Source organism: Pandoraea sp., assembly GCF_004297875.1.
In the GTDB taxonomy this organism is placed as follows: domain Bacteria; phylum Pseudomonadota; class Gammaproteobacteria; order Burkholderiales; family Burkholderiaceae; genus Pandoraea.
Genome location: NZ_SCSK01000038.1, coordinates 163,240 through 187,029 on the forward strand (window position 1 = coordinate 163,240; position 23,790 = coordinate 187,029).

Consider the following 23,790-nt stretch of genomic DNA (forward strand, 5'->3'; position numbering starts at 1 on the left):
CACGTCAATCATGGCGGATGGCAATCGTTTTGAGGGTGGTGAACCCGTAGAGCGCCTCGAAACCCTTCTCGCGGCCGTGCCCCGAGTGTTTGACGCCGCCGAATGGCAATTCGACGCCGCCGCCGGCGCCGTAATTATTGATGAACACCTGGCCCGAGCGCAGGCGCCGCGCCAGCCGCAGCTGACGCGCGCCGTCGCGCGTCCAGATACCGGCAACCAGCCCGAACGGCGTGCCATTGGCCAATTGCAGGGCGTCGGCTTCGTGCTCGAACGGCATCGCGGCGAGCACCGGGCCGAATACCTCCTCGCGCGCCAGGCGGTGGGAGGCGGGCACGTCGCGCAACAGCGTGGGCGCCTGATAGAAGCCAGCCTCGGGTGCCTCGGCCACGACCTGACCGTGCGCGAGCATGGCGATGCCATCGTGCTGGGCGTCCGAGAGAAAATCCCAGACGCGTTGCTGCTGCCTGGCGCTGATCAACGGCCCGCAATCGAGATCCAGCATCGCCGGGCCGACCCGCAGTGCCTCGAATGCCTGGCCCAGCCGGTCCAGCAGGGGCTCGTAGGCGCTGCGTTCGACCAGCAGCCGGCTGCCAGCCGAGCAGGTCTGGCCGGCGTTTTGCACGATCGCGTTGACGACTACCGGCAGTACCGCGTCCATGTCGGCGTCGGCAAACACGATCTGAGGCGATTTGCCGCCCAGCTCCAGCGTGACCGGGACATGGTTCTCCGCGGCCATTTGCGTGACCAGCTTGCCGGTTTGCGGCGAGCCGGTAAATGAAATGTGGTCGATGCCGGGGTGCCGGGCGAGCGCCGCGCCCGCTTCATGACCATAGCCGGTGACGATGTTCAGCGCCCCGTCGGGCAAACCGGCCTGCCGCGCCAGTTCGGCGAGCTTGAGCAGCGACAGGCAGGCGTCTTCGGCGGGTTTGACCACGCATGCGTTGCCGGCGGCAAGCGCCGCGCCGACGCTGCGTCCGAAGATCTGCAGCGGGTAATTCCAGGGAATGATGTGGCCGGTCACGCCGTGCGGCTCGCGCACGGTAAGCACCGTATAGCCGGTCTGATAGGGGATTGTCTGGCCGTGCAGCTTGTCGGCGGCGCCCGCGTAGAACTCGAAATAGCGCACCACTGCCGCGGCGTCTGCGCGTGCCTGCTTGAGCGGCTTGCCGGTGTCGCGCGCTTCAATGTGGGCCAGCGCTTCTTGCTGTTCGGCCAGCAACGCCGCGAGCCGGAACAGGACGCGGCCTCGTTCGGCCGCGCTGCTGTTTCCCCAGGCCGTCTCGCAGGCCGCCCGGGCGGCCTGCACTGCCGCATCGATGTCGGCGGCGCTACCGCGGGCCAGCACGGAAAAGGGCTGGCCGTCGGACGGGTCGAGTACCGGGATCGTCTGCTCCAGTGCCGGCGCGACCCACCGGTTGCCGATGAAATGATGAGCTTCCTGCATTGTCACCTCGCAGTGAAAATAGGTTCACATCTTCATTAACAGCAACAGTGTAGCCTGATGTGCGCGGCAATGGCGCATCGGCCGCAAGCGGCGGTCCGTGCGCCTGCCGCAACGGTCCGATAACGCAAAACCGCTATAATCTCCGGCTGAGAGGGCAGCGCGCCCCGACACTTCCCATCACTTCGCAAGAGAGTCGATCATGAGCTTCAACAACGTGCCGCCCGGCAAGGATATTCCGAACGATTTCAATGTCATCATCGAGATCGCAGCGCAAAGCGATCCGGTGAAATATGAGGCTGACAAGGAAACCGGCATGCTCGTGGTCGACCGTTTCATCGGCACCGGCATGCGCTATCCGGCCAATTACGGCTTCATCCCGCAAACGCTGTCCGGCGACGGCGATCCGGTCGACGCGCTGGTTATCACGCCATTCCCGCTGCTGGCCGGCGCGCTGGTGCGTTGCCGGGCCGTGGGCATGCTGAAAATGACCGATGAATCCGGCCAGGACGCCAAGCTGGTCGTGGTGCCGGTGGACAAGGTCTGCCCGATGACGGCGCACATCAAGTCGCTCGACGACGTGCCGCAAAACCTGAAAGACCAGATCAAGCATTTCTTCGAGCATTACAAGGCGCTGGAAAAGGGCAAATGGGTCAAGGTGGAGGGTTGGGCCGGCATTGACGAAGCCCACAAGGAAATCACCGACGGCGTGGCGAATTACAAAAAATAAGCGCACTCGCCCGAATGGCAACAAAAAACCTCCGGTTCACGGAGGTTTTTTTTCGCCCGGATATGCACGAGGCGCTACAGGCGTTGTGCGATGAGTTCGACCCAGTGCCGCACCGGCGTCGAAGTGCCGCTTTGCAGATGGCACAGGCACCCGATATTGGCCGAGACGATTTCCTCGGCCTGGGTCGCGTGAAGACTGGCGAGCTTCTGGTCGCGCAACTGCTTGGATAACGCTGGCTGCAAGATCGAATAGGTCCCTGCCGAGCCGCAGCACAGGTGACTGTCGGCCGGCAGCGCAACATCGATGCCGAGTCCGCGCAGCAGCGCCTCGACCTTGCCGCGTATTTGCTGGCCGTGCTGCAGCGTGCATGGAGAGTGAAACGCCACGCGTGGCGCGTCGGCGCGGCCGGCCAGGGTGATCAGCTGATCGGTGAAATCCGGCAGGATCTCTGCAAGATCGCGCGTCAGCGCGGAGATGCGTTGCGCCTTGCTCGCATAGGCCGGGTCGTTGCGCAGCAAGTGGCCATATTCCTTGACGGTGGCCCCGCACCCGGAGGCGTTCATGACGATGGCCTCGGCCCCGCTCTCGACGTGCGGCCACCAGGCGTCGATATTGCGGCGCACGTCGTCCAGACCGTCGGCCTCGAGACCCAGATGCAGGCGGATCGCGCCACAGCAACCGGCTTCGCCGGCCACCACGGTTTCGATGCCGAGCGCGTCGAGCACGCGCGCGGTAGCAGTGTTGACCGATGGCATCATGGCCGGCTGCACGCAGCCGGCGAGCATCAGCATCTTGCGCGCGTGCGTGCGAGTCGGCCAGGCGCCGACGTCGTGACGCGGCGGAATCTTATGACGCAAGGCGGCCGGCAGCGCCAGCCGCACGCGCCGCCCGACTTCGAACAAGGCGCCGAAGAGTCTGCGATTGGGCACGACATTGGCCAATACGTAGCGCATGGCGCGCTCGCCCAGCGGCCGCTGCACCTGGCGGTCGACGTAGCGGCGCCCGATGTCGACCAGTCGCCCGTACTGCACGCCCGACGGACACGTCGACTCGCAGTTGCGACAGGTCAGGCAACGGTCCAGGTGGGTTTGCGTCAGACGCGATACCGGAGCGCCTTCGGCCATTTGCTTGATCAGGTAAATACGTCCGCGCGGCCCATCGAGTTCGTCGCCCAGCAACTGATAGGTTGGGCAGGTGGCGGTACAAAAACCGCAATGCACGCATTTGCGCAGAATGGCGTCTGCCTCTTCGCCGTCGGGCGTGTCGCGCAGAAAATCAGCGAGGTTGGTCTGCATCTTGGACTCAGAAGTCGGGGTAAAGCCGACCCGGGTTGAAAATCCCAGCCGGATCGAAGGCCTCTTTGAGGCGCCGGTGAATGCCCATCAATGGCGCGGGCAGCGTCGTGAACACCGCTGGCGCATTGGGCTGGTCGCGCGGGCCGCGAAAGCAGGTCGCATGACCGCCCACTTGACGCGCGGCCGAGCGTATCGCTTCAGTCTCGCCGCCGATGTGCCAGCGCTGCGCACCGCTCCACTCGATCAACTGCGGGCCGGGCAGCGTCAGCGCGGGGGCGACGCTCGGCACGCTGAGTCGCCACAGCGGCCTGGCATCGGCACGCGCCGCGAAAAAGGGCGCGGTTTGCTCGCGCAGCGCCGCCCACCAGCGCTCGGCTTCGCCCGCTTCGAGCGGCGTGCCGCCCAGCGTTGCGCGGGCGGCTTCGACGGCTGCTTGCGCGCCGGACAGGCGCAGCGTCAGTTGTCCGTCTTGCCATGCGCTGGCGCTGACCGGCAGCGGGCGCGCGGCCCATTCGTTGAGTTGATGCAGGGCCGCTTGCTGATCCAATTCGAACTGCAGCGTGAGCTCACTGGTGGGGCGCGGCAGCACTTTGATCGACACCGTCAGCAACAAGCCGAGGGTGCCCAGCGCGCCGGCCATGAGTCGTGCGGCGTCATAGCCGGCCACATTCTTCATGACTTCGCCGCCAAACTGCAGCACCTCGCCGCGTCCGTTCATCAGCGCCACACCCAGCACGAAATCGCGGGGCGCGCCAGTATAGGGACGGCGCGGCCCGGCGAGTCCGGCGGCAATGCAGCCGCCGAAAGTCGCCTGCTCGCCGAAATGGGGCGGCTCGAATGGCAGCATTTGATTTTTTTCAGCCAGTGCCGCCTCGATCTCGCGCAGCGGCGTGCCGCAGCGCGCGGTGATGACGAGTTCGGCCGGATCGTAAGCGACGATGCCGCGATACCCGCTGACATCGAGCACCTCGCCGCGCGGCGTCTCGCCATACCAATCCTTGGTCCCGCCGCCGCGCAGTCGCAGCGGCATGCGCTTGGCACTGGCATCGAGAATGCGGGCGCGAAATTCGGCCAGCAGGGCATCGCTGGCCGCCTCGGCGGGCGACGCCGGCGTGGATGCAGTGGTGTTATCGGTCACAGACATCAGAATCTCGGAATATCGGGATGAGGCAGTTGTCCGCCGCGCACATGCAATTTGCCGTATTCGGCGCAGCGCGCGCGCGTGGGAATCGCCTTATCCGGGTTCAGCAGACGATCGGGATCGAAGGCGTGCTTGATGGCGAAAAAGGTGTCGCGCTCCTCTGGCGAGAACTGCACGCACATCGAATTGATCTTCTCGATACCGACGCCATGCTCGCCGGTGACTGTGCCGCCAAGTTCGACGCACGCCTCGAGAATGTCGGCGCCGAAGGTTTCGGCGCGGTGCCATTCGTCAGGATCGTTGCCGTTGAACAGAATCAGCGGATGCATATTGCCGTCGCCGGCGTGAAACACGTTCAGGCAGCGCAATCCGTATTGCTGCTCCATCTGTTCGATGCGCGTGAGCAGCTTGCCGATGCGGCGGCGCGGAATCGTGCCGTCCATACAATAATAGTCGGGCGAGACGCGGCCGGCGGCGGGAAAGGCGTTTTTCCGCCCGGACCAGAACCGCAAGCGCTCGTTTTCGTTTTTCGAGACCTGAATGCGCGTGGCGCCGCACGACGACAGCACGGCGCTCATGCGGGCGATCTCTTCCTGCACTTCTTCAGGCGTGCCGTCCGATTCGCACAGCAGGATCGCCGCCGCCTCCAGGTCGTAGCCGGCATGGACAAAGTCTTCGACCGCCCGCGTGGCGCCGCGATCCATCATTTCGAGTCCGGCCGGAATGATGCCGGCGGCGACGATGGCGGCGACCGCATCGCCGCCTTTTTCGACATTGTCGAAACTGGCCATGATGACCTGCGCGGCTTGCGGTTTCGGGATCAGCCGGACGGTGACTTCGGTGACCACGGCGAACATGCCCTCGCTGCCGATCATGACCGCGAGCAGATCGAGGCCGGGCGAGTCGAGCGCCAGCGAACCGAATTCGACCACCTCGCCGGTCATTGTCAGTGCTCGCACGCGCAGCACGTTATGCACCGTCAGGCCATATTTGAGGCAATGCACGCCGCCCGAATTTTCCGCCACGTTGCCACCAATGGTGCAGGCGATTTGCGACGACGGGTCGGGCGCGTAATACAGTCCGTAAGGTGCGGCGGCCTCTGAAATATGCAGATTGCGCACGCCGGGCTGGAGTGTGGCGGTACGAGCGTAGGGATCGATATTGAGAATTTTCTTCAGACGGGCGAGCGATAGTACGATGCCGTCGGTGATCGGCATCGCGCCGCCGGACAAGCCGGTGCCGGCGCCGCGCGGAACCACCGGCACGCCATGCTGATGGCACAGCCGCAAGACCTCGGCCGCCTGCGCTTCGTTTTCGGGCTGCACGACCGCGAGCGGCAGGTTGCGGTAGGCGGCCAGGCCGTCGCACTCATAGGGGGTGATGTCCTCGCGCCGGGTCAGCACGCGGCAACCGGGCTCAAGCCGCGTCAGCGCGGCGAGAAATGCCTGCCGGTCGGGCGCGTCAGGCGCTTCGGCCAGGGCGGCGGGCTCGGAAAGATTCATGGCTTCCCTCGATGGGCTCAGTGCAACGCTGCAGGCCGCGGCGGGGCGGTGGCAGCATGCGTTATGGATTTTTGGTCTACTGGTCGACCAGTAGACCAGTCATTGAATTCTAGCGCAATGCAGCAGCATGCTGGGGTGGTAATAACCCTGATGAGCTTGCCGCGCTGGTCATCGCATCACGATATCCGGTATCGTTAGAGCTTTTCCGCTTTTTGCCGCATCAGCCATGTCGTTCGCCCCCGTTACACCTCCGCCGCGCTACCGCCTCTCCGACGCGGTCTATGACCAATTGGAAAAAATGATTGCCGAAGGCACCCTGGAATCGGGGGAGACGCTGCCATCGGAGCGAGATCTGGCTCAGCAACTCGGGGTGTCGCGGCCATCGTTGCGCGAGGCGCTGCTCAAACTTGCCTCGCGCGGCTTGATCAACGAGCGCGCAACTGGCGGTTACGTCGTGGCGAACGCTACCGGACCGATTCTGGCCGAGCCGCTGGCACAATTAATGGCTCGCCAATCCAAGACCGTCAACGACATCTTTGAACTGCGCGAGTGCCTGGAGTCGATGGCGGTGCGATTGGCTGCATTGCGCGCCAACCGTACCGATCTGAAACATCTGGCTGCCGTGATCGACTCGCTGGAGCAGACCTACCGGGAGCCCTCCGGCGCCAGCGCGGCGTCTTCGCTACCCGAGCTCGATGCGCGTTTTCATCTGGAAGTCGCCAGGGCGACCCACAACGTGGTGCTGATCCACACGATGCAGGCGATTTTCAACCTGATTCAGCACTCGATCGAGAAAACCTATGAACACTTCGACGTGCGCGACGTCGATCTTGCGCACTTGGTGGGACAGCACCGCACTATCTACGAGGCGATCGCCGCCCACGATCCGGAAGCCGCGCAGCAGGCCGTGCTCACGCATCTGACTTTCATCAAGAAGAACGTCGCCTGAGGAGCTTGCACCGCTTGGGGCGCGCTCAAATTCGCGCTGTCTTGAACGGACTGTGTTCGTGCAATTCGTTCACATAATGCTCGATACCGCCGCGTTCGCGCTGCAGGAATTGCGCCACGGCATCGGCAAACGCCGGGTGCGCCAACCAATGTGCGGACTGTGTCACGATCGGCAAAAAGCCTCGCCACAGCTTGTGCTCGCCCTGGGCGCCGCCCTCGAACAGCGCGATGCCGCGCTCGATGCACAGTGTCTGCGGCTGGTAATAGGCGGTCTCGAAATGCAGGCATGGAATGGATTCGAGCGCGCCCCAATAGCGGCCATAAACGACTGCCTCGCCGCGTTCGGTGGCCGGTTGATGAACCAGCAGCGACGCACATATCGGTTGCCCCCCGCGCTCGCCGACGATCAGTAGAAGGTTGTCCGGCATTGCCTCGGCCAGTGCCAGAAAGAACGCCAGATTCAAATAAGGCGTCGAATGATGTTCGCGATAGGTATGGCGGTAACAGCGCGTGAAAAAGCGCCAGTCCGCCTCGCTGGCCCGACGGCCGTCGAGATGCCGGAATCTCACGCCGGCTTCGTGTACCTTGCGCCGCTCGGCACGGATGTTTTTGCGCTTTTTCTGCTCCAGCGTGGAAAGAAAGGCGTCGAAGTCACGGTAGCCGTCGTTGCGCCAGTGGAATTGCACACCCTGTCTGACTTCCAGGCCTTGTCCGGCCAGCGCGGCCATGTCGGCGCTGTCGGGAAACAGAATGTGCAGCGAGGACACCTCGCTGTGCTGCGCGGTGTCGAGTAGCGCCCGCACCAGCGCTTGCCTGGCGGACGCATCCCGCGCCAGCAATCGCGTGCCGGAGACGGGCGTGAACGGCACCGCGCACAGCAGCTTGGGGTAGTAGTCGAGACCGTTTCGCGCATAAGCATCGGCCCAGGCCCAGTCGAACACATACTCGCCGTAGGAGTGCTGTTTGACATACAGCGGCACCGCGCCGACCAGCGCATCGCCTTGCCATAGCAGCAGGTGGCTGGATGCCCAGCCGGTGCCGGGGCCGACGCAACCGGACTGCTCCAGCGCGCTGAGAAAGGCGTGGCGCAGAAACGGCGTCGGCTGCGCCTGGGCAGCCAACAGGGTGTCCCACGCTGCAGCGTCGACGGCGGACATGCCGTCGATCACTTGCATGCGATAATTCGAACCATTCTTTGTCATTGACGGGCCAGGAGGTCGACGGGGTGAACCCGGCCGGCATTATCGGCCAGGGCGGCGACGACGCGTCCGGCCGCAGCCAATTGTCCGGGCGATGGGCGCCCCGCCAGATCAGGTATCGGGAATGAAAACCAGAATCGCACTAGCACAACTCAATTGTATCGTCGGTGATTTCGCCGGAAATGCCGCCAGGATTCTTGCTGCCGCCGAGACGGCATTCGCCGGCGGCGCACATCTGCTTCTGACCCCGGAGCTGGCCCTGACGGGATATCCGCCGGAAGACTTGCTGTTGCGCCCTGCGTTTTACGACGCATGCCGCGCCCAACTCGAGCAGCTTACACAGGACTTGCGGCGCTTCCCGGGACTGCGGGTTGTCGTCGGCCATCCTTGGCTGCCGGCCGGGGCCGCGCCGCGCACGAACGATCTTAGCGCAAATGGCGGGATGGCACACGGCGCGGGCTATAACGCGGTCTCTGTGGTGGCTGACGGCGCGGTGCTGGCGACTTACCTCAAGCATGAATTGCCCAACACCGAGGTGTTCGACGAGAAGCGTTACTTTGCGGTGGGACACGAGCCGGTCGTGATCGAGCTCAACGGCTTGCATATCGGGTTGACCATCTGTGAGGACGTCTGGCACCCGGGGCCTGCTGCGCGAGCCAAGGCGGCGGGGGCGCAGGTGTTGCTGGTGCCTAACGGCTCCCCCTATAACCTGGACAAGGAGAACGTCCGGCTCGACGTGACTCGCGCGCGGGTCGCCGAGACCGGTCTGCCGCTCGTGTATGTCAATCTGGTGGGCGGACAGGACGAACTGGTGTTCGATGGCGGTTCGTTCGTGCTTGATGCGGCGGGGCAAGTCGTCGCGCGCATGGCGCAATTCGAGGAGGGCGTGGCGTTTGTCGATTTCGATGGCGTGCGTCCGCTGCCCGCCGACATTGCGCCGACACGCTCGCTCGAGGCCAAGGTCTATGCGGCGCTGACCATCGGCGTGCGCGACTATGTGACCAAGAACGGTTTTCCAGGCGTCATCGTCGGCCTGTCGGGCGGGGTCGACTCAGCGCTGGTGCTGGCACTGGCCTGCGATGCGCTGGGTGCCGACAGGGTGCGCGCGGTAATGATGCCCTCGCGCTACACGGCCGATATCTCCTGGCTCGATGCGCGCGACATGGCGGGGCGACTGGGCGTGCGCTACGACGAGATTCCGATCGCGCCGATGGTCGACGCGTTTGGCGGCGCGCTGGCCGAGGAGTTCAAAGGGCTGCCGGAGGATGCCACCGAGGAAAATATCCAGGCGCGCATCCGCGGCACCCTGCTCATGGCGTTATCGAACAAATATGGCTCGATCGTGCTGACCACCGGCAACAAGAGCGAGATGGCGGTCGGCTACTGCACGCTGTATGGCGACATGGCAGGCGGCTTCGCGGTGATCAAGGACATCGCCAAGACGTTGGTCTACCGCCTGTGCGAGTATCGCAACCAGAGCGAGGACTTCTCGCGACGCGATGTGATTCCCGAACGCATCCTGACCCGCGCACCGTCTGCCGAGCTGCGCGAGAATCAAAAGGATCAGGACAGTTTGCCGCCGTATGACGTACTCGACGCAATCATGCGGATGTATATGGAAGACAATCGCTCGCTGGCCGACATCATCGCGGCTGGCTACAGCGAGGCAGACGTGCGCCGTGTCACGCGGCTGATCAAGATCAACGAGTACAAGCGGCGTCAGGCGCCGGTTGGCATTCGCGTCACGCACCGCGCTTTCGGGCGTGACTGGCGCTACCCGATCACGTCGAAATTTCAGGAATAAGCCGCGTCGCGGCACGGCCAGGTCGGTACAATGCCAACATACGATTCGACCCAGACTCATACTTCATCAACCAGGATAACGAGGCGACAATGAAGCAAATCACAGCCATCATCAAACCCTTCAAGCTCGATGAGGTGCGCGAGGCGCTGGCCGAGGTCGGCGTGGCCGGCCTGACAGTGACCGAAGTCAAGGGCTTTGGTCGCCAGAAGGGGCACACCGAGCTGTATCGCGGCGCCGAATACGTGGTCGATTTTTTGCCGAAGATCAAGATTGAAGTCGTGGTCGGCGCCGACCAGGCCGAGGCAGTCATCGACGCAATTCTGGGCGCCGCCCGCACCGGCAAGATCGGCGACGGGAAGATTTTTGTCACGGACGTCGAGCGGGTGATCCGCATCCGCACCAGCGAAGAAGGCGAAGCGGCGGTTTGAGTTCGGGGCGGGACAACGGCGTGCAGCCAGCTGTCGGCCCTGTCGTTGGATGGGCCGTCGGATCAGCGAGGCGAGCCCGCTTGCAGCAGAACCACCAGCGCGCCCGAGCCGCCGTCTTGCGCGCGTGCCTGACAAAATGCCATGACCTCGTTCTTTTGAGCGAGCCAGATGCGGACCTTGTGCTTGAGCACCGGTTCGCGATTGACGGACCCCAGGCCTTTGCCGTGGATGACACGCACGCAGCGCAGGCCGCGCTTGACGGCTTGGTGCAGAAACTGCGCCAGCGCCTCGCGTGCCTCATCGCGGCGCAACCCATGCAGATCGATCTGAGCCTGTATCACCCAATGCCCGCGGCGCAGCCGCTGCACTACCGTGGTGCTTAGGCCGGGGCGCCGGAACGACAGGGTTTCGTCCGTTTCGAGCAGCGTATCGGCGTCGAATTCATCAGACAGCGATTCCTGCAGCACGGCAGCCTCGTCCTGGCGCGTGTGGCGTGGCAATGGTTCGGGCCGAGGGCGTTCGAGCGGGGCCCGCTCGCCGGCATGCTTGCCAGGCAGTGGTGTGATATCGCCCACGCTGCGGCGAAAAATCTGTGCTTCGGCCGCCTGCTCCCGGCGGCGTTGCTCGGCCAGCTGGCGTTCTTCAGCTTGTGCCCTGGCTTGATCCTGCAGGCGGTCGCGCAAATGAGCCAGTCCGGCCAGATCTAGCCTTGGCGGTTTCTTGCCCATGATGCCTCCATGCGTCGTGCGGGCGCCGTGACGGCACGGCGCCCGCACGCTTTACTCCTGACTTTCCAGGTAACGCTGCGCGTCGAGCGCGGCCATGCAGCCCGTGCCCGCGCTGGTGACGGCCTGGCGATAGACGTGATCCTGCACATCGCCGGCCGCAAACACGCCGCTCACGCTGGTCGCGGTCGCGTTGCCGTCGAGTCCGCCGCGCGTGACGATGTAGCCGTTTCTCATTTCCAGCTGGCCTTCGAAAATGTCCGTGTTGGGCTTATGGCCGATAGCGATGAAAACGCCTTGCAGCGCAATTTCCTCGGCCGCGCCGGTCTTGACATTCTTGATGCGCACGCCGGTGACGCCCGAGTCGTCGCCCTTGACTTCGTCCAGCACGGTATCCCACTTGATCGCCACGCGGCCCTCTTTTTCCTTTTCGAGCAATCGGTCGACCAGGATCGGCTCGGCGCGGAACTTGTCGCGACGATGGATCACCGTGACCTTCCGGGCGATGTTCGACAGGTACAGCGCCTCTTCGACCGCGGTGTTGCCGCCACCGACCACGCAGACGTCCTGCTGCTTATAGAAGAAGCCATCGCAGGTGGCGCAAGCCGATACGCCGCGGCCACTGAACTGCTCCTCCGACGGCAGGCCCAGGTATTGCGCCGAGGCCCCGGTGGCGATGATCAGCGCATCGCAGGTGTATTCACTGGCATCGCCGATCAGGCGCAACGGCCGTTCGTCGAATTTCACCGTGTGAATGTGATCGAACACGATTTCGGTATTGAAGCGCTCGGCATGATCAAGAAACCGCTGCATCAGTTCGGGGCCCTGCACGCCATTGGCGTCGGCCGGCCAGTTCTCGACGTCGGTGGTCGTCATCAATTGCCCGCCTTGCGCGATGCCGGTGATCAATACCGGATTCAGGTTGGCGCGGGCGGCATAGACGGCGGCCGTGTAGCCGGCCGGGCCGGAGCCGAGAATCAGAACTTTTGCGTGCTTGACGTTGGACATGGCGTGTATCGGAGAGAAAGCCCGGCGATACCGGTGTGGCGGCCGGAAAGCCTTCATTATAAGGGGCGCCGTCGTCGCGCGTTGATCGAACCTGCCAATCGGCTCCATAGCGCGGTCCATGCCGATGCCGGTTCCGATACCGGCTTGTAAAACCTGCTTACGCTTTTGTCCGGCCGAGCGGCATTTGTTGTTTACAATGGAGCCCTGGCCCACGCGGCCGCCGGCATGCCGTCTTCGACGCTGCCTTGCGACCGCGGTTTCTACTCACGGATTGATGACGACCAAATCTTCCTATTCCGCCGCCAACGGGGCATCGCTGCCAAATCGCATGTCCCGCCTGCTCAACGAAATGCGTTGGATGGTGCAGGTCGCAGTCATGGCTTTCCTGCTGATGATCCTGCTGACGTACAGCCGTCAGGATCCGGGCTGGACGCACGCCGCCCACGTCGAGCAGATCGCCAACTGGGGCGGCCGGGTCGGTGCCTGGATCGCCGACGTCCTGCTGCTGATGTTCGGATTGTCATCCTATTGGCTGGTCGTGTTTCTGGCGCGCCGGGTGGTGCGCGGGTATCGCCGCATCGCCCAGCACCGGGTGCCGCCGCCATTGCGCGAGCGCCTCTACAACGGTGGGTGGATCGAACTGGTGTCGTTCATCCTGCTGTTGCTCTCGAGCACCGGTATCGAATCGCTTCGACTCTATTCGCTCAAGATGCAGTTGCCGCGCGCGCCGGGCGGTATCGTCGGCGACCTCGTGGGCAGCGGCGTTCAGCATGCCCTCGGCTTCACCGGCGGTACCTTGTGCCTGCTGTTCCTGTTCGCCTGCGGACTGAGCCTGTTTTTCCATTTTTCCTGGCTGAGCGTGGCCGAAAAGGTCGGTATGCTGCTGCTCGACACTGCATCGCTGATTCGTCGCAGGCGTGAAGCCAAGCGCGACCGCAAGCTTGGCGAAGAGGCCGCGATGGCGCGCGAGGGCATGGTCGAGCAGGGGCGCGTGCGCAAGGAAGTGCATGAGCCGGTGCAGATCGTGCCGGCAGTCGTCACAGTGGCGAAATCGGAGCGCGTCGAGAAAGAGAAGCAGGTGCCGCTGTTCCAGGATTTGCCCGATTCGACCCTGCCTCCGCTGGCCTTGCTCGATGCAGCGCCCGTCGCGCAGGAGACCGTTTCGGCCGAAACGCTGGAATTTACCTCGCGACTGATCGAGAAAAAGCTCAAGGACTTCGGTGTCGACGTCAGTGTGGTTGCCGCCTACCCGGGGCCGGTCATCACCCGCTACGAGATCGAGCCGGCTACCGGCGTCAAGGGCAGCCAGATCGTCAATCTGGCCAAAGATTTGGCGCGCTCGCTGTCGCTGGTGTCGATCCGCGTGGTGGAGACCATTCCGGGCAAGAATTTCATGGGGCTGGAGCTGCCCAACCCGCGCCGCCAGACTGTGCGGCTGACTGAAATCCTCGGCTCGGAGGTCTATAACGATTCGGCGTCTCTGCTCACGCTGGCATTCGGCAAGGACATCAGTGGCAAGCCGGTGGTGGCCGACCTGGCCAAGATGCCTCACCTGCTGGTGGCCGGCACGACCGGTTCGGGCAAGTCGGTGGGTATCAATGCAATGATCCTGTCGCTGCTCTACAAGGCGACCGCCGATCAGGTGCGGCTGATTCTGATCGACCCGAAGATGCTCGAAATGAGCATGTACGAAGGGATCCAGCATCTGTTGTGCCCGGTTGTCACCGACATGCGCCAGGCGGGCCACGCGCTGAACTGGACGGTGGCCGAAATGGAGCGCCGCTACAAGTTGATGAGCAAGCTGGGCGTGCGTAACCTGGCCGGTTACAACAACAAGATCGAAGAGGCGGACAAGCGCGAAGAAAAGATTCCCAATCCCTTTTCGCTGACGCCGGACGCGCCGGAGCCGCTCGAAAAATTGCCGTACATCGTCGTGGTGATCGACGAACTGGCCGATTTGATGATGGTGGTCGGCAAGAAGGTCGAAGAGTTGATCGCGCGCATCGCCCAAAAGGCCCGCGCGGCAGGCATCCACCTGATTCTCGCCACGCAGCGGCCGTCGGTCGACGTGATCACCGGCCTGATCAAGGCCAACGTGCCGACGCGGGTGGCCTTTCAGGTGTCGTCGAAAATCGATTCGCGCACCATTCTGGACCAGCAAGGTGCCGAGACGCTGCTCGGCATGGGTGACATGCTGTTCCTGCCGCCGGGCAGCGGCTTGCCGCTGCGCGTGCACGGCGCCTTCGTCGCCGATGACGAGGTGCATCGCGTTGTCGAGCGGCTCAAGGAGCAGGGCGAGCCGAATTACATCGAAGGCATCCTCGAGGGTGGCACCCTCGAGGGCGAAGAGGGCGGCGCGGTGGGCGAGGGCGGAACCGGTGCGGGCGGCGGCGAGTCCGACCCGATGTACGATCAGGCCGTCGCGGTGGTGCTCAAGCATCGCCGCGCTTCGATATCGCTGGTGCAGCGCCACTTGCGCATCGGCTACAACCGGGCTGCCCGGCTACTGGAACAAATGGAACAATCGGGCTTGGTGTCCGCGATGGCCAGCAACGGCAACCGCGAGATACTCGTGCCCAACCGCGAGGGAGAATAAAGGAATGCGTTTTACCAAATATTGGGCCGCGTTGTTTGCCGGCGCGACCTTGATGGCGATGTCGGCCAGCGCGATGGCCGATGGCGTGTCGCAAATCAAGGCGTTCGTGGCGCAGGTGAAAACCGCCCGGGGCGAGTTCGAGCAGCATCAGATCAACCATGACTCGAATGGTGAACCCAAGTCGCGGCAGGAGGCATCGGGCACCTTCGAATTCGCCCGCCCGGGCCGTTTCATCTGGATCTACCAGAAGCCGTACGAACAACTGCTGCAGGCTGACGGCGAAAAGCTCTACGTGTACGACAAAGACCTCAAGCAGGTCACCGAGCGCAAGCTCGACGCGTCGCTTGGCGCGAGCCCCGCGGCGATCCTGTTCGGCAGCGACGATCTCGAGAAGAATTTCGTTCTGAAGGATCTCGGCGCCCGCGACGGCATCGATTGGGTAGCGCTCACGCCCAGGTCGAAGGATACGCAGTTCCAGCGAGTCGCGATCGGGTTCAAGGATGGCAATCTCGCGGCGATGGAGTTGCACGACGCGTTCGGCAACACGACGATGCTGACCTTCAAGAACATCCAGAAAAATCCCCACATCAGTTTGAGCCATTTCAAATTCGTCATGCCCAAAGGGGTCGACGTGATCAAGGGATAAGCGGCGTTCGCCCGGCGTCACTGGCATAATGAGCGAGTGCGCCGCCCTCTCGAACGGCGCACTTGTGCGCCGTTCGCGTTTTTCGCTTCTCGCTTCATGCCCCGCCGCCGGCGAGGCCAAGGTTATGCTCGACTCGCCACTCCAAGCTTCCGTGCCGCTGGCAGAACGCCTGCGGCCGCGCACCATCGACGATGTCATTGGCCAGCGCCACCTGTTGGGCCCGGGCAAGCCGCTGCGCGTCGCCTTCGAATCGGGCCGGCCGCACTCGATGATCCTCTGGGGCCCACCGGGAGTGGGCAAGACCACGCTGGCTCGCCTGATGGCCGATGCATTCCACGCCTACTTCATTGCGCTCTCGGCGGTACTCTCCGGCGTCAAGGACATTCGCGATGCGGTCGAGGCGGCGCAGATCCAGCGCGCCCAGGGCAAGCAGACGCTGGTTTTCGTCGATGAAGTGCATCGGTTCAACAAAAGCCAGCAAGACGCCTTCCTGCCCCACGTCGAATCCGGGCTGTTCATTTTCGTCGGCGCGACCACTGAAAACCCGTCGTTCGAAGTCAATGGCGCGTTACTCTCGCGCGCCGCGGTCTACGTGCTGAAAAGCCTGTCGGACGATGAACTGGGCGAACTCCTGGCGCGTGCGCTCACTGAACTGGACGGCGGCCTCACGTTGACCGACAGCGCCCGGGCCGCGTTGACCGGATCGGCCGATGGCGATGGTCGCAAGCTGCTCAACAATGTCGAAATCGTGGCGCAAGCCGCCCTGATGCAGCAACTCACCGTGATTGACGACGCACTACTGGCCAGTGCGCTGACCGAAAGCCTGCGCCGTTTCGACAAGGGCGGCGACGCGTTCTACGATCAGATCAGTGCGTTGCACAAATCGGTGCGCGGCAGCGCGCCCGATGCCGCGCTGTATTGGTTCTGCCGCATGCTCGACGGCGGCGCCGATCCGCGCTACCTGGCGCGCCGCATCGTGCGCATGGCGTGGGAGGACATTGGCCTGGCCGATCCGCGCGCAGCACGCATTGCGCTGGACGCGGCCGAGACCTACGAGCGCCTGGGAACGCCCGAGGGTGAGCTGGCGCTGGGGCAGGCTGTGCTGTATTTGGCCGCGGCACCCAAATCCAATGCCGGCTACATGGCATACAACCAGGCCCGAGCCTTCATCGGCAAGGACAAATCGCGCGCCGTACCGGTGCATCTGCGCAATGCGCCGACCAAGCTGATGAAAGAGCTGGGGTATGGCCACGAATACCGCTACGCGCACGACGAACCCGAGGCCTACGCGGCAGGCGAAAATTACTTTCCGGACGATTTGCGCCCGCAACAGTGGTACAAACCTGTGCCACGCGGGCTGGAGGGCAAGATCGCCGAGAAACTGCAGTGGCTCAGAACGCTGGATGCCCAATGGCGCAAGCAGCAGGCGGCTGGCCAGCGCCAAGCCGAGCCGACCTCGAACGATGGCAAGCCGCCGCCCGAATCCGCTGACGACGGCGATTGACGCGCGAAGCGCCGAGCGCCGAATCTTCGGTCGGGTCGGGTAAAATCGCGTACCTGACGTTCTTCAACTTAGCCCGGCCTACCCCATGCTCGATATTCAACTCCTTCGCAAAGACATCGACGCCGTCGCGCAACGGCTCGCCACGCGCGGTTTCTCGCTCGACGTGAGCGCTCTGCAGTCGCTCGAGACCGAGCGCAAAGAGATCCAGACCCGTACCGAAGAACTGCAGGCGCGCCGCAATACGTTGTCCAAGCAAATCGGCGTGCTCAAGAGCAAGGGGGGCGACGCTAGCGAGGTGATGGCCGAGGTCGGTGGCATTGGCGGCGAACTGAAGGCCTCCGCCATGCGTCTGGAAGTCATTCAGGCGCAACTGTCGGAACTGCTGCTGGGGGTGCCGAACCTGCCCGATGCGAGCGTGCCGATCGGGCGCGACGAAACCCAGAACGTCGAAGTGCGCCGCTGGGGCACGCCGCGCGAGATGAGCTTTACGCCGCGCGACCACGTTGATCTGGGCGCCGGCCTGGGCTTGGACTTCGATGCCGCCGCCAAACTCAGCGGTGCGCGTTTTGCCGTGATGAAAGGTGGTATCGCGCGCCTGCACCGGGCTCTGGCGCAATTCATGCTCGATGTCCACACCGGTGAGCACGGCTATACCGAGGCCTACGTGCCGTATATCGTCAATGGCGCGTCGATGCGCGGCACCGGCCAGTTGCCGAAATTCGAGGAGGACCTGTTCAAGGTGCCGCGCAAGTTCGGCACTGACGAGGGCGAGCGAGTCGAAAATTTCTACTTGATTCCCACCGCCGAGGTGTCGCTGACCAATCTGGTGCGCGACGAAATCCTCGATGGCGGCGCGCTGCCGCTCAAATTCGTCGCGCATACGCCGTGCTTCCGCTCGGAAGCCGGCAGCTACGGCAAAGATACGCGCGGCATGATTCGCCAGCACCAGTTCGACAAGGTCGAGTTGGTCCACATCGTCAACCCTGAGCAATCGTATGAAGCCCTCGAGGCCCTCGTGTCGCATGCCGAGGCAATTCTGAAGAAACTCGAGCTGCCATTTCGCACGATCGTGCTATGCACCGGCGACATGGGCTTCGGCAGTGCCAAGACCTACGATCTCGAAGTTTGGATCCCGGCACAGAATACTTACCGGGAAATCTCGTCCTGCTCGAATATGGAAGCGTTCCAGGCGCGGCGCATGCAGGCGCGTTTTCGCAACGCTCAGGGCAAGCCGGAACTGGTGCATACGCTCAACGGTTCCGGCCTCGCGGTCGGCCGCGCGTTGGTGGCGGTGCTGGAGAACTACCAGAATGTCGACGGCTCGGTCACCATTCCCGATGTGCTGCGGCCCTATATGGGCGGACTGACTCAATTGACCCCGGCCAACGGGTAAGGTCCATCGAATAGTCGCGTCCTGGGGCTTGGTTTTTGGCGCGATTTTCTGCTAGAATCGCTGTTTCGCCGCCTTGTTAAACCATAGGCTGGACGATGTTGTAAGGAAAGGTGGCAGAGAGGTCGAATGCGCCGGACTCGAAATCCGGTGTACGGTTATACCGTACCGTGGGTTCGAATCCCACCCTTTCCGCCAAGAAGTATCGAAGTCGAAGCCGGAACCATACGGCTTTTTCTTGCGATGTCGATCGGTGGTTGAATCGCATCGCCTAATTTTGCAACGGTCTCTGTGTGTAATTACTGGGCCGCTGAACTAACGCCACGCACAAGGAATGCATGACAAAGATCGCTATTAGAGATGGTGAGCCGCTTGAGGTGGCCCTGCGCCGCTTCCGCCGCGCGATTGACAACACCGGCCTGATCAAGGAAGTGAAGGCACGGATGTCCTACGAAAAACCGACCACCGAGCGCAAGCGCAAAAAAGCTGCCGCGGTGAGCCGTTTGCGTAAGCGCCTGCGCAGCCAAACGCTCAAGAAAAAGATGTACTGAAAATTCGTAACGGATTTGTTCCGTTGCGAAAAAAGACCCGCCTGATTTTTTCTGGCGGGTTTTTTCGTTACTGCCGTCATGGTTGCCGACAGGCAGCACAGCCGCTACGCTCGCGCTAGCCTCGGACAGGACAGCCGTCGCGGAGCTGTGATACTTTGATGCAATCTCAACGTCAAGCAGGCGATTTTGCATGAAAAAAATCACACTAATGCTGATCTTTGCCCTCGCGGCCCTGATTCAAGGATGTGCGCTCTACGTTCCGGCACCTGGTGTGGTCGTGGTGCCGGATGGTCCGCGCGGCGGCCCTGGCAATGGCTTTTGCCCGCCAGGACAGGCGAAAAAGGGAAACTGCTGAAACTTTCTTCGGCACGCTGGGTGCCGGACGGTGTATGCGGTGTCGTGTGACCATGCACGACGGGGACCAATTCCTTGACGCCAGCGGCGCGCGAATCTATCATCTCGCCAACTCAATTCTTGGAGGTATCTGTGAATACCGACGCAAGTTGTAGTCGATCTCCGATCGACCTGACTGCCTGAGGATCCGCAGAACTCCGTCGTCTGCCGCATCCTGCCGGGCAGGGTGCGGTGTCTGAAGGCCGAACTCGTCGGCCTGCCGTCATCGCAAGTTTCGAAGTTCGGACAACCGGACGAGCCGCTCGTGCCAAGGCACGGTGGGCTTGTCGTTGCGGCGGTCCGGGATGGCGCGCCGCAACGCCTGTGGCCGTGCCGTCGCAGCCATGCGAGGAAAGCCATGCGCATTTTCAATTCTGCTCCGTTCGGCCGGCACGGCGGGACGACCTATCACCTCACCATCGTCTGCTTGAGCTCGGCGCTAAACGCATTGCGCAAGCAACTTTTCAATGACCTGAATGTAATTGGCTTGCGTGTCACGCAAGTCGTCGTCACACGTGCGACCGACGACGATGTCGCATCGGCGACGGTCACCTTGGCGTGCCCGCCCGACTCGCGAGCCGCGCTGACGAGCCTTGTCATGCGTCTGGGCGAAGACCGCAACGTGCGGCGAGTCGGCTGGTCGGGCGCCGCGCCTTAGGATGGGCGTTGCTCCGCCTCGCTCGCTTGAGTCCCGCGCGCCGGGCGGTGGTAGGATGCCCTGCCGTCCAAACAGACGTCGTGCGTCACGGCAAGCGGCACAGAACATGGTGCAGGCTCATCGTAACGAATTCGCCAACCCTAAGTAAGGCCTAAGTCTGATACCGTAGCTTGCAAGGCTGAATTCCGGAGCGGACACAATTTTCAGCAAAGGGGGGCGCATGCGGATACTGCTGGTGGAAGACGACCGCATGATCGGCGAGGCGGTCATGCTCGCGCTACGCGACGCGGCCTACGCCGTCGACTGGACGCAGGATGGCGACAGCGCGCTGGCGGCGTTGAGCGCCCAGGAATACGCATTGGTGCTGCTCGACCTCGGCTTGCCGCGCCGCGACGGCGTCGACGTATTGCGGCAAATGCGTTTGCAGGGGTGCGCAACGCCGGTGCTGGTCATGACCGCGCGCGACGCCGTGGAAGACCGCATTCTGGGGCTTGACCTGGGCGCGGACGACTATCTGGTCAAGCCGTTTGATCTCGGTGAGATGCTCGCTCGCATGCGGGCAGTGATTCGGCGTCATGGCGGCCAGGCCAGCCCCTTGCTCAGCAACGGCCCGCTGAGCCTGGACCCGGCGACCCACGAGGCGCGCCATGGCGACAGCGTTTGCCGCCTGTCGGCGCGCGAATATGCGCTGTTGCACGCGCTGCTGGTGCGCCCTGGCGCGATACTGTCGCGCACTGAGCTGGAAGAGCGCATCTACGGCTGGAACGAAGAAGTCGAAAGCAACGCGGTCGAATTTCTCATCCACGGGGTGAGGAAAAAACTCGGCACCGACGTGATCAAAAATGTCAGGGGGGTGGGATGGATGGTGCCGAAGAGCGACTGACGAATCGCTCGCTGTTTCGCCGCATGGCCGTATATCTGTCGGCGACGATCCTCGGGGTCGGCTTATTGGGTGCCGGCTTGTCATTTTTCTCTGCTTTCGAGCAGGCCCGCGATTTGCAGGACGACCAACTCAAGCAGATCGCCTGGCTTTTCCCGGCCGGCGAGATGGCCGAGCAACTGACCGACGGCGTGCTGCGTGGCGATGCCGACGAGGCCGCGCGCATCCTGATTTTCCGTGTGCAGCAGGCCCAGCCATCCACCGACAAGGAAGACAAGCTGCCGTTGCGCGTGGCGGGCACGCTGCCCGACGGATGGCATACCGTCACCGCGCATCACGATACGTGGCGGGTCTACCTGCGCACGCTAAAGGGGGCCGAGCGCATTGCGGTGGCGCAGCGCACCGAAGCCCGCGACGACATAGCCCGCCGCAGTGGCTGGCTGACTCTGTTTCCGTTGCTGGGGTTGATCCCGGTGCTGATTTTGATTGCCGCGCTGCTGGTGCGGTTTTTCCTCAAATCCATCACCCGCCTGTCGCGGCAAGTCGACGAAATGGGCGACACCAACCTGACACCGCTTGCCAGGCAGGGGGTGCCCAGTGAAATCCTGCCATTCGTTCGCTCGATCAATCGCCTGCTCGAACGCCTGGCGCTTTCTCTGGAGCAACAGCGGCGCTTCGTGGCCGACGCGGCACACGAGTTGCGCACACCCGTGGCCGCCCTGACGATTCAGGTCGAGAATCTTGGCCAGGTCGATTTGCCCGCGCCGGCGCGCGAACGTCTCAAGTCGGTCGCGGGAGGGCTCAAGCGCATGCGCGCTCTGCTCGAGCAGTTGCTCGAACTGGCTCGCTTCCAGGCCAAACCGGAGATGGTCGACGAGCGCTTCGATGCCACTGCGCTCACCAAGCAAGTCATCGGCGACCTGTTGCCGCTTGCCGAGGCCAAGGGCGTCGATCTGGGCATGATCCACATGGACGCGCTCACCATGCGGGGCCGTGCCGACGACCTCGGTTCGATTTTGCGCAACGCGCTCGACAATGCAATTCGCTATACGCCACGGGGCGGGCGCATCGACGTGAGTCTTCGGCGCGACACTGCGGGGGCTGCGATGCTGGAAGTACGCGACACCGGGCCGGGGATCCCCGCCGACATGCTGACGCGCGTTTTCGATCCGTTCTACCGCGTGTTGGGTACCGGGGAAGCGGGCAGCGGTCTGGGGCTGGCGATCGTAAGAAGCGCGGCAACTCGCCTGCATGGCCAGGTGAGCGCGGCCAATGCTGTCGACGGGCAGGGCGGGCTGATCGTACGGTTCGTGCAGCCGCCGGCGGTGGTGGCTTATCGGGCCGGCAGGTCGAGCTCGGGATAATGCCGGAAAATGCCTGTGTCGTTGAAGGCGATGCGGCGCGCCGACGCCAGATAGGCGGCAATGCGCGGGCGTGCGGCAACCCGATCGTGCAGCGCGCTCAGGCGCGGGTAACTGTGCGCCGCGCCGCTCATGGCGCGTGGGAACGCATACAGCAGTCCTTCGATCATTTGAAACATCGATAAATCGACATAAGACAGCGCATTGCCGACCAGATAGCGATCACCTGCCGGATTGTTCGCCAGCACGCGCTCGAAATAACCCAGGAATTTCGGTAGCCTGTGCCGCAGAAAATCCTCGGCGCGCCGCGATGCCTCGGGCTGCTGGTCTTCATAATACAAACCGCTGCCGATCGGGTGGTGCGTGTCATGCACCTCGGTGAGCATGTCGGCAATGGTCAGTTGCAGGCTGTTCGTCCACAAGCGCTTGGTCTCGCTCTGGCCGACCAGACCGTGGCGAGGTCCCAGAAACAGCAGAATATTGGCGGTTTGGGCGATCACCTGCTTGCCGGCACGCAGGAACGGCGGCGCAAAGGGCGGATGGCTGTGACCGGCGTCCTGCAGAATCGCAGTCATGGCAGACACGCCACCGAGCGCGTCCGGCGGCGCGCGCGCCACATCGACATAGTCGGCGGCAGCCTCCTCCAGCGCGAGCCGAACGAACTCGCCACGACCCTGGATAGACGGCCAATAATGCAGTTCGTAACGCATGGGGCTCTCCTCGTAATAAAGCATGCCAATGCTCCGCCAGGCATCAACGCTGTCACCGGGCCACGGTCTTTGTCAAGTGTTCCGACAGGCTCATTTCCGCTCGAAAATTTATTTTTACGAAGCTGCCCCGATATTGGGCAGATCTCTTGACAGCCTCGCTGGCCGGGCGTTCGGTCGGTTGGATCAAAACTTATTCACAGGGTTTTTCACAGATCGTGTGAATAACTTCTGCGGGCTTGGGCCTGGCTGGGATTCGCGCATGTCCGTCGCATCGACCACGATCACTCGACGTGGCCGGCAGATTTGCTTCGCTCGAACCGCGAGCCGGTCATGGCAGAAATTGCCGACGCTTTTCGTCGCACCCGCCTTGATTCGTATCCCTGACGATTCAGGTTATCCGTGCGAGTCGAAGCGACGCGCGAGCGCCGATATTATGGCCGTTCAGGGTATTTCACGCCGTCGTTTCACGACAGAAACGTTTTGCGGGCCGTATGCCCTGGTCGCTCGATAATCTTGCTAAATAGATCAATCAAATTAGAGGGTTAAGCGTTCTGGCATAAATATCGCTTGAGTCCTGATGTAACAAAGAGATCTATCACTCGGCAAGGTTTTTCTCGATGGCAGCCACGCGTTGCCGGGGCGCCTTTTTGCCAAAAAAAAGACTCATGTTGCGGGCCCTCGTTGCGTTCCGTCTGGTTGCTGGCGGACGCGCGCTTTTGGCATCAAGGAAGGGGGCGCATATGAAACGGTTTCTGACACTCTTGTTATCACTGTTCATTGCGTGTGCCGTGGTCGGTGTCACGATTAACACCAGTTACGCCTGCGGTTGCGGTGGCGGCGGCGGCGGTGGCGGTGGTGGCGGTGGCGGCGGTGGCGGTGG

Annotated in this window: 21 protein-coding genes and 1 tRNA gene; 14 read left to right on the forward strand and 8 right to left on the reverse strand. The window is 63.0% G+C overall.

Annotated elements, in window-relative coordinates; genetic code table 11:
• Positions 1-4: 4 nt before the first annotated feature.
• Positions 5-1,444, reverse strand: a complete 1,440-nt coding sequence (locus tag EPN80_RS11990) for an aldehyde dehydrogenase family protein (RefSeq protein ID WP_293027228.1) — start codon at positions 1,442-1,444, stop codon at positions 5-7.
• A gap of 199 nt (positions 1,445-1,643) precedes the next feature.
• Here EPN80_RS11990 and ppa point away from each other — a divergent pair, with 199 nt between their 5' ends.
• Positions 1,644-2,171 (forward strand): inorganic diphosphatase, encoded by a 528-nt coding sequence (gene ppa / locus EPN80_RS11995; protein ID WP_293027231.1) that lies wholly within the window; start codon positions 1,644-1,646, stop codon positions 2,169-2,171.
• 74 nt (positions 2,172-2,245) lie between these two features.
• On the opposite strand, the gene glcF is transcribed toward ppa, so the two are convergent.
• Genes glcF through EPN80_RS12010 form a run of 3 tightly spaced genes read right to left on the reverse strand, consistent with a single transcriptional unit; the run spans position 2,246 to position 6,109 of the window.
• Positions 2,246-3,466 carry a glycolate oxidase subunit GlcF gene (gene glcF / locus EPN80_RS12000; RefSeq protein WP_293027234.1) on the reverse strand — a complete coding sequence of 407 codons (1,221 nt, stop codon included), beginning with the start codon at positions 3,464-3,466 and terminating at the stop codon, positions 2,246-2,248.
• Between the two features lie 7 nt (positions 3,467-3,473).
• Complete coding sequence (gene glcE, locus EPN80_RS12005) at positions 3,474-4,610, reverse strand: glycolate oxidase subunit GlcE (RefSeq protein WP_293027237.1); 1,137 nt, start codon at positions 4,608-4,610, stop codon at positions 3,474-3,476.
• Positions 4,610-6,109 carry an FAD-linked oxidase C-terminal domain-containing protein gene (locus EPN80_RS12010; protein ID WP_293027240.1) on the reverse strand — a complete coding sequence of 500 codons (1,500 nt, stop codon included), beginning with the start codon at positions 6,107-6,109 and terminating at the stop codon, positions 4,610-4,612. The genes glcE and EPN80_RS12010 overlap by 1 nt, the downstream gene beginning before the upstream one ends.
• Before the next feature lie 226 nt (positions 6,110-6,335).
• Between EPN80_RS12010 and EPN80_RS12015 the strand changes: the two genes are divergently transcribed.
• Positions 6,336-7,058: a FadR/GntR family transcriptional regulator gene (locus EPN80_RS12015; protein WP_293027242.1), complete on the forward strand. Its 723-nt coding sequence runs from the start codon at positions 6,336-6,338 to the stop codon at positions 7,056-7,058.
• 25 nt (positions 7,059-7,083) lie between these two features.
• Here EPN80_RS12015 and EPN80_RS12020 read toward each other — a convergent pair whose 3' ends face one another.
• Positions 7,084-8,259 carry a GNAT family N-acetyltransferase gene (locus EPN80_RS12020; RefSeq protein WP_293027246.1) on the reverse strand — a complete coding sequence of 392 codons (1,176 nt, stop codon included), beginning with the start codon at positions 8,257-8,259 and terminating at the stop codon, positions 7,084-7,086.
• Between the two features lie 121 nt (positions 8,260-8,380).
• Between EPN80_RS12020 and EPN80_RS12025 the strand changes: the two genes are divergently transcribed.
• Both EPN80_RS12025 and EPN80_RS12030 read left to right on the forward strand, forming a co-directional pair.
• On the forward strand, positions 8,381-10,060 hold the full coding sequence (locus tag EPN80_RS12025) for an NAD+ synthase (RefSeq protein WP_293027249.1): 1,680 nt from the start codon (positions 8,381-8,383) through the stop codon (positions 10,058-10,060).
• 89 nt (positions 10,061-10,149) lie between these two features.
• On the forward strand, positions 10,150-10,488 hold the full coding sequence (locus tag EPN80_RS12030) for a P-II family nitrogen regulator (protein ID WP_047212733.1): 339 nt from the start codon (positions 10,150-10,152) through the stop codon (positions 10,486-10,488).
• Positions 10,489-10,550: 62 nt separating this feature from the next.
• On the opposite strand, the gene EPN80_RS12035 is transcribed toward EPN80_RS12030, so the two are convergent.
• Both EPN80_RS12035 and trxB read right to left on the reverse strand, forming a co-directional pair.
• The gene (locus tag EPN80_RS12035; RefSeq protein WP_293027254.1) at positions 10,551-11,216 is read right to left on the reverse strand and encodes a Smr/MutS family protein; all 666 of its coding nucleotides are present in this window, start codon (positions 11,214-11,216) and stop codon (positions 10,551-10,553) included.
• A gap of 51 nt (positions 11,217-11,267) precedes the next feature.
• The gene (gene trxB / locus EPN80_RS12040; protein WP_293027257.1) at positions 11,268-12,221 is read right to left on the reverse strand and encodes a thioredoxin-disulfide reductase; all 954 of its coding nucleotides are present in this window, start codon (positions 12,219-12,221) and stop codon (positions 11,268-11,270) included.
• Between the two features lie 274 nt (positions 12,222-12,495).
• Here trxB and EPN80_RS12045 point away from each other — a divergent pair, with 274 nt between their 5' ends.
• The 10 genes from EPN80_RS12045 to EPN80_RS12090 all read left to right on the forward strand — a co-directional run bounded on the left by EPN80_RS12045 (position 12,496) and on the right by EPN80_RS12090 (position 22,203).
• Complete coding sequence (locus EPN80_RS12045) at positions 12,496-14,817, forward strand: DNA translocase FtsK (RefSeq protein WP_293027260.1); 2,322 nt, start codon at positions 12,496-12,498, stop codon at positions 14,815-14,817.
• Between the two features lie 4 nt (positions 14,818-14,821).
• A complete protein-coding gene (lolA, locus tag EPN80_RS12050) occupies positions 14,822-15,463 on the forward strand; it encodes an outer membrane lipoprotein chaperone LolA (protein ID WP_293027263.1) in 642 nt (213 codons plus the stop codon).
• A 124-nt stretch (positions 15,464-15,587) separates the two neighbouring features.
• Complete coding sequence (locus tag EPN80_RS12055; protein ID WP_293027266.1) at positions 15,588-16,967, forward strand: replication-associated recombination protein A; 1,380 nt, start codon at positions 15,588-15,590, stop codon at positions 16,965-16,967.
• Positions 16,968-17,052: 85 nt separating this feature from the next.
• On the forward strand, positions 17,053-18,360 hold the full coding sequence (gene serS / locus EPN80_RS12060; RefSeq protein ID WP_293027269.1) for a serine--tRNA ligase: 1,308 nt from the start codon (positions 17,053-17,055) through the stop codon (positions 18,358-18,360).
• Positions 18,361-18,464: 104 nt separating this feature from the next.
• A tRNA-Ser gene (locus EPN80_RS12065) sits at positions 18,465-18,555 on the forward strand.
• A 140-nt stretch (positions 18,556-18,695) separates the two neighbouring features.
• A complete protein-coding gene (rpsU, locus tag EPN80_RS12070) occupies positions 18,696-18,908 on the forward strand; it encodes a 30S ribosomal protein S21 (RefSeq protein ID WP_047212738.1) in 213 nt (70 codons plus the stop codon).
• A gap of 190 nt (positions 18,909-19,098) precedes the next feature.
• A complete protein-coding gene (locus EPN80_RS12075) occupies positions 19,099-19,263 on the forward strand; it encodes a hypothetical protein (protein ID WP_293027272.1) in 165 nt (54 codons plus the stop codon).
• Positions 19,264-19,659: 396 nt separating this feature from the next.
• The gene (locus EPN80_RS12080) at positions 19,660-19,959 is read left to right on the forward strand and encodes a hypothetical protein (RefSeq protein WP_293027274.1); all 300 of its coding nucleotides are present in this window, start codon (positions 19,660-19,662) and stop codon (positions 19,957-19,959) included.
• Between the two features lie 220 nt (positions 19,960-20,179).
• Complete coding sequence (locus EPN80_RS12085) at positions 20,180-20,842, forward strand: response regulator transcription factor (protein ID WP_293027277.1); 663 nt, start codon at positions 20,180-20,182, stop codon at positions 20,840-20,842.
• On the forward strand, positions 20,818-22,203 hold the full coding sequence (locus EPN80_RS12090) for an ATP-binding protein (RefSeq protein WP_293027280.1): 1,386 nt from the start codon (positions 20,818-20,820) through the stop codon (positions 22,201-22,203). Before EPN80_RS12085 ends, EPN80_RS12090 begins: the two co-directional genes overlap by 25 nt.
• Here the strand turns inward: EPN80_RS12090 and EPN80_RS12095 are convergent.
• Complete coding sequence (locus EPN80_RS12095; protein ID WP_293027283.1) at positions 22,173-22,910, reverse strand: glutathione S-transferase; 738 nt, start codon at positions 22,908-22,910, stop codon at positions 22,173-22,175. The two genes, EPN80_RS12090 and EPN80_RS12095, sit on opposite strands and share 31 nt — an antisense overlap.
• Positions 22,911-23,790 lie beyond the last annotated feature (880 nt).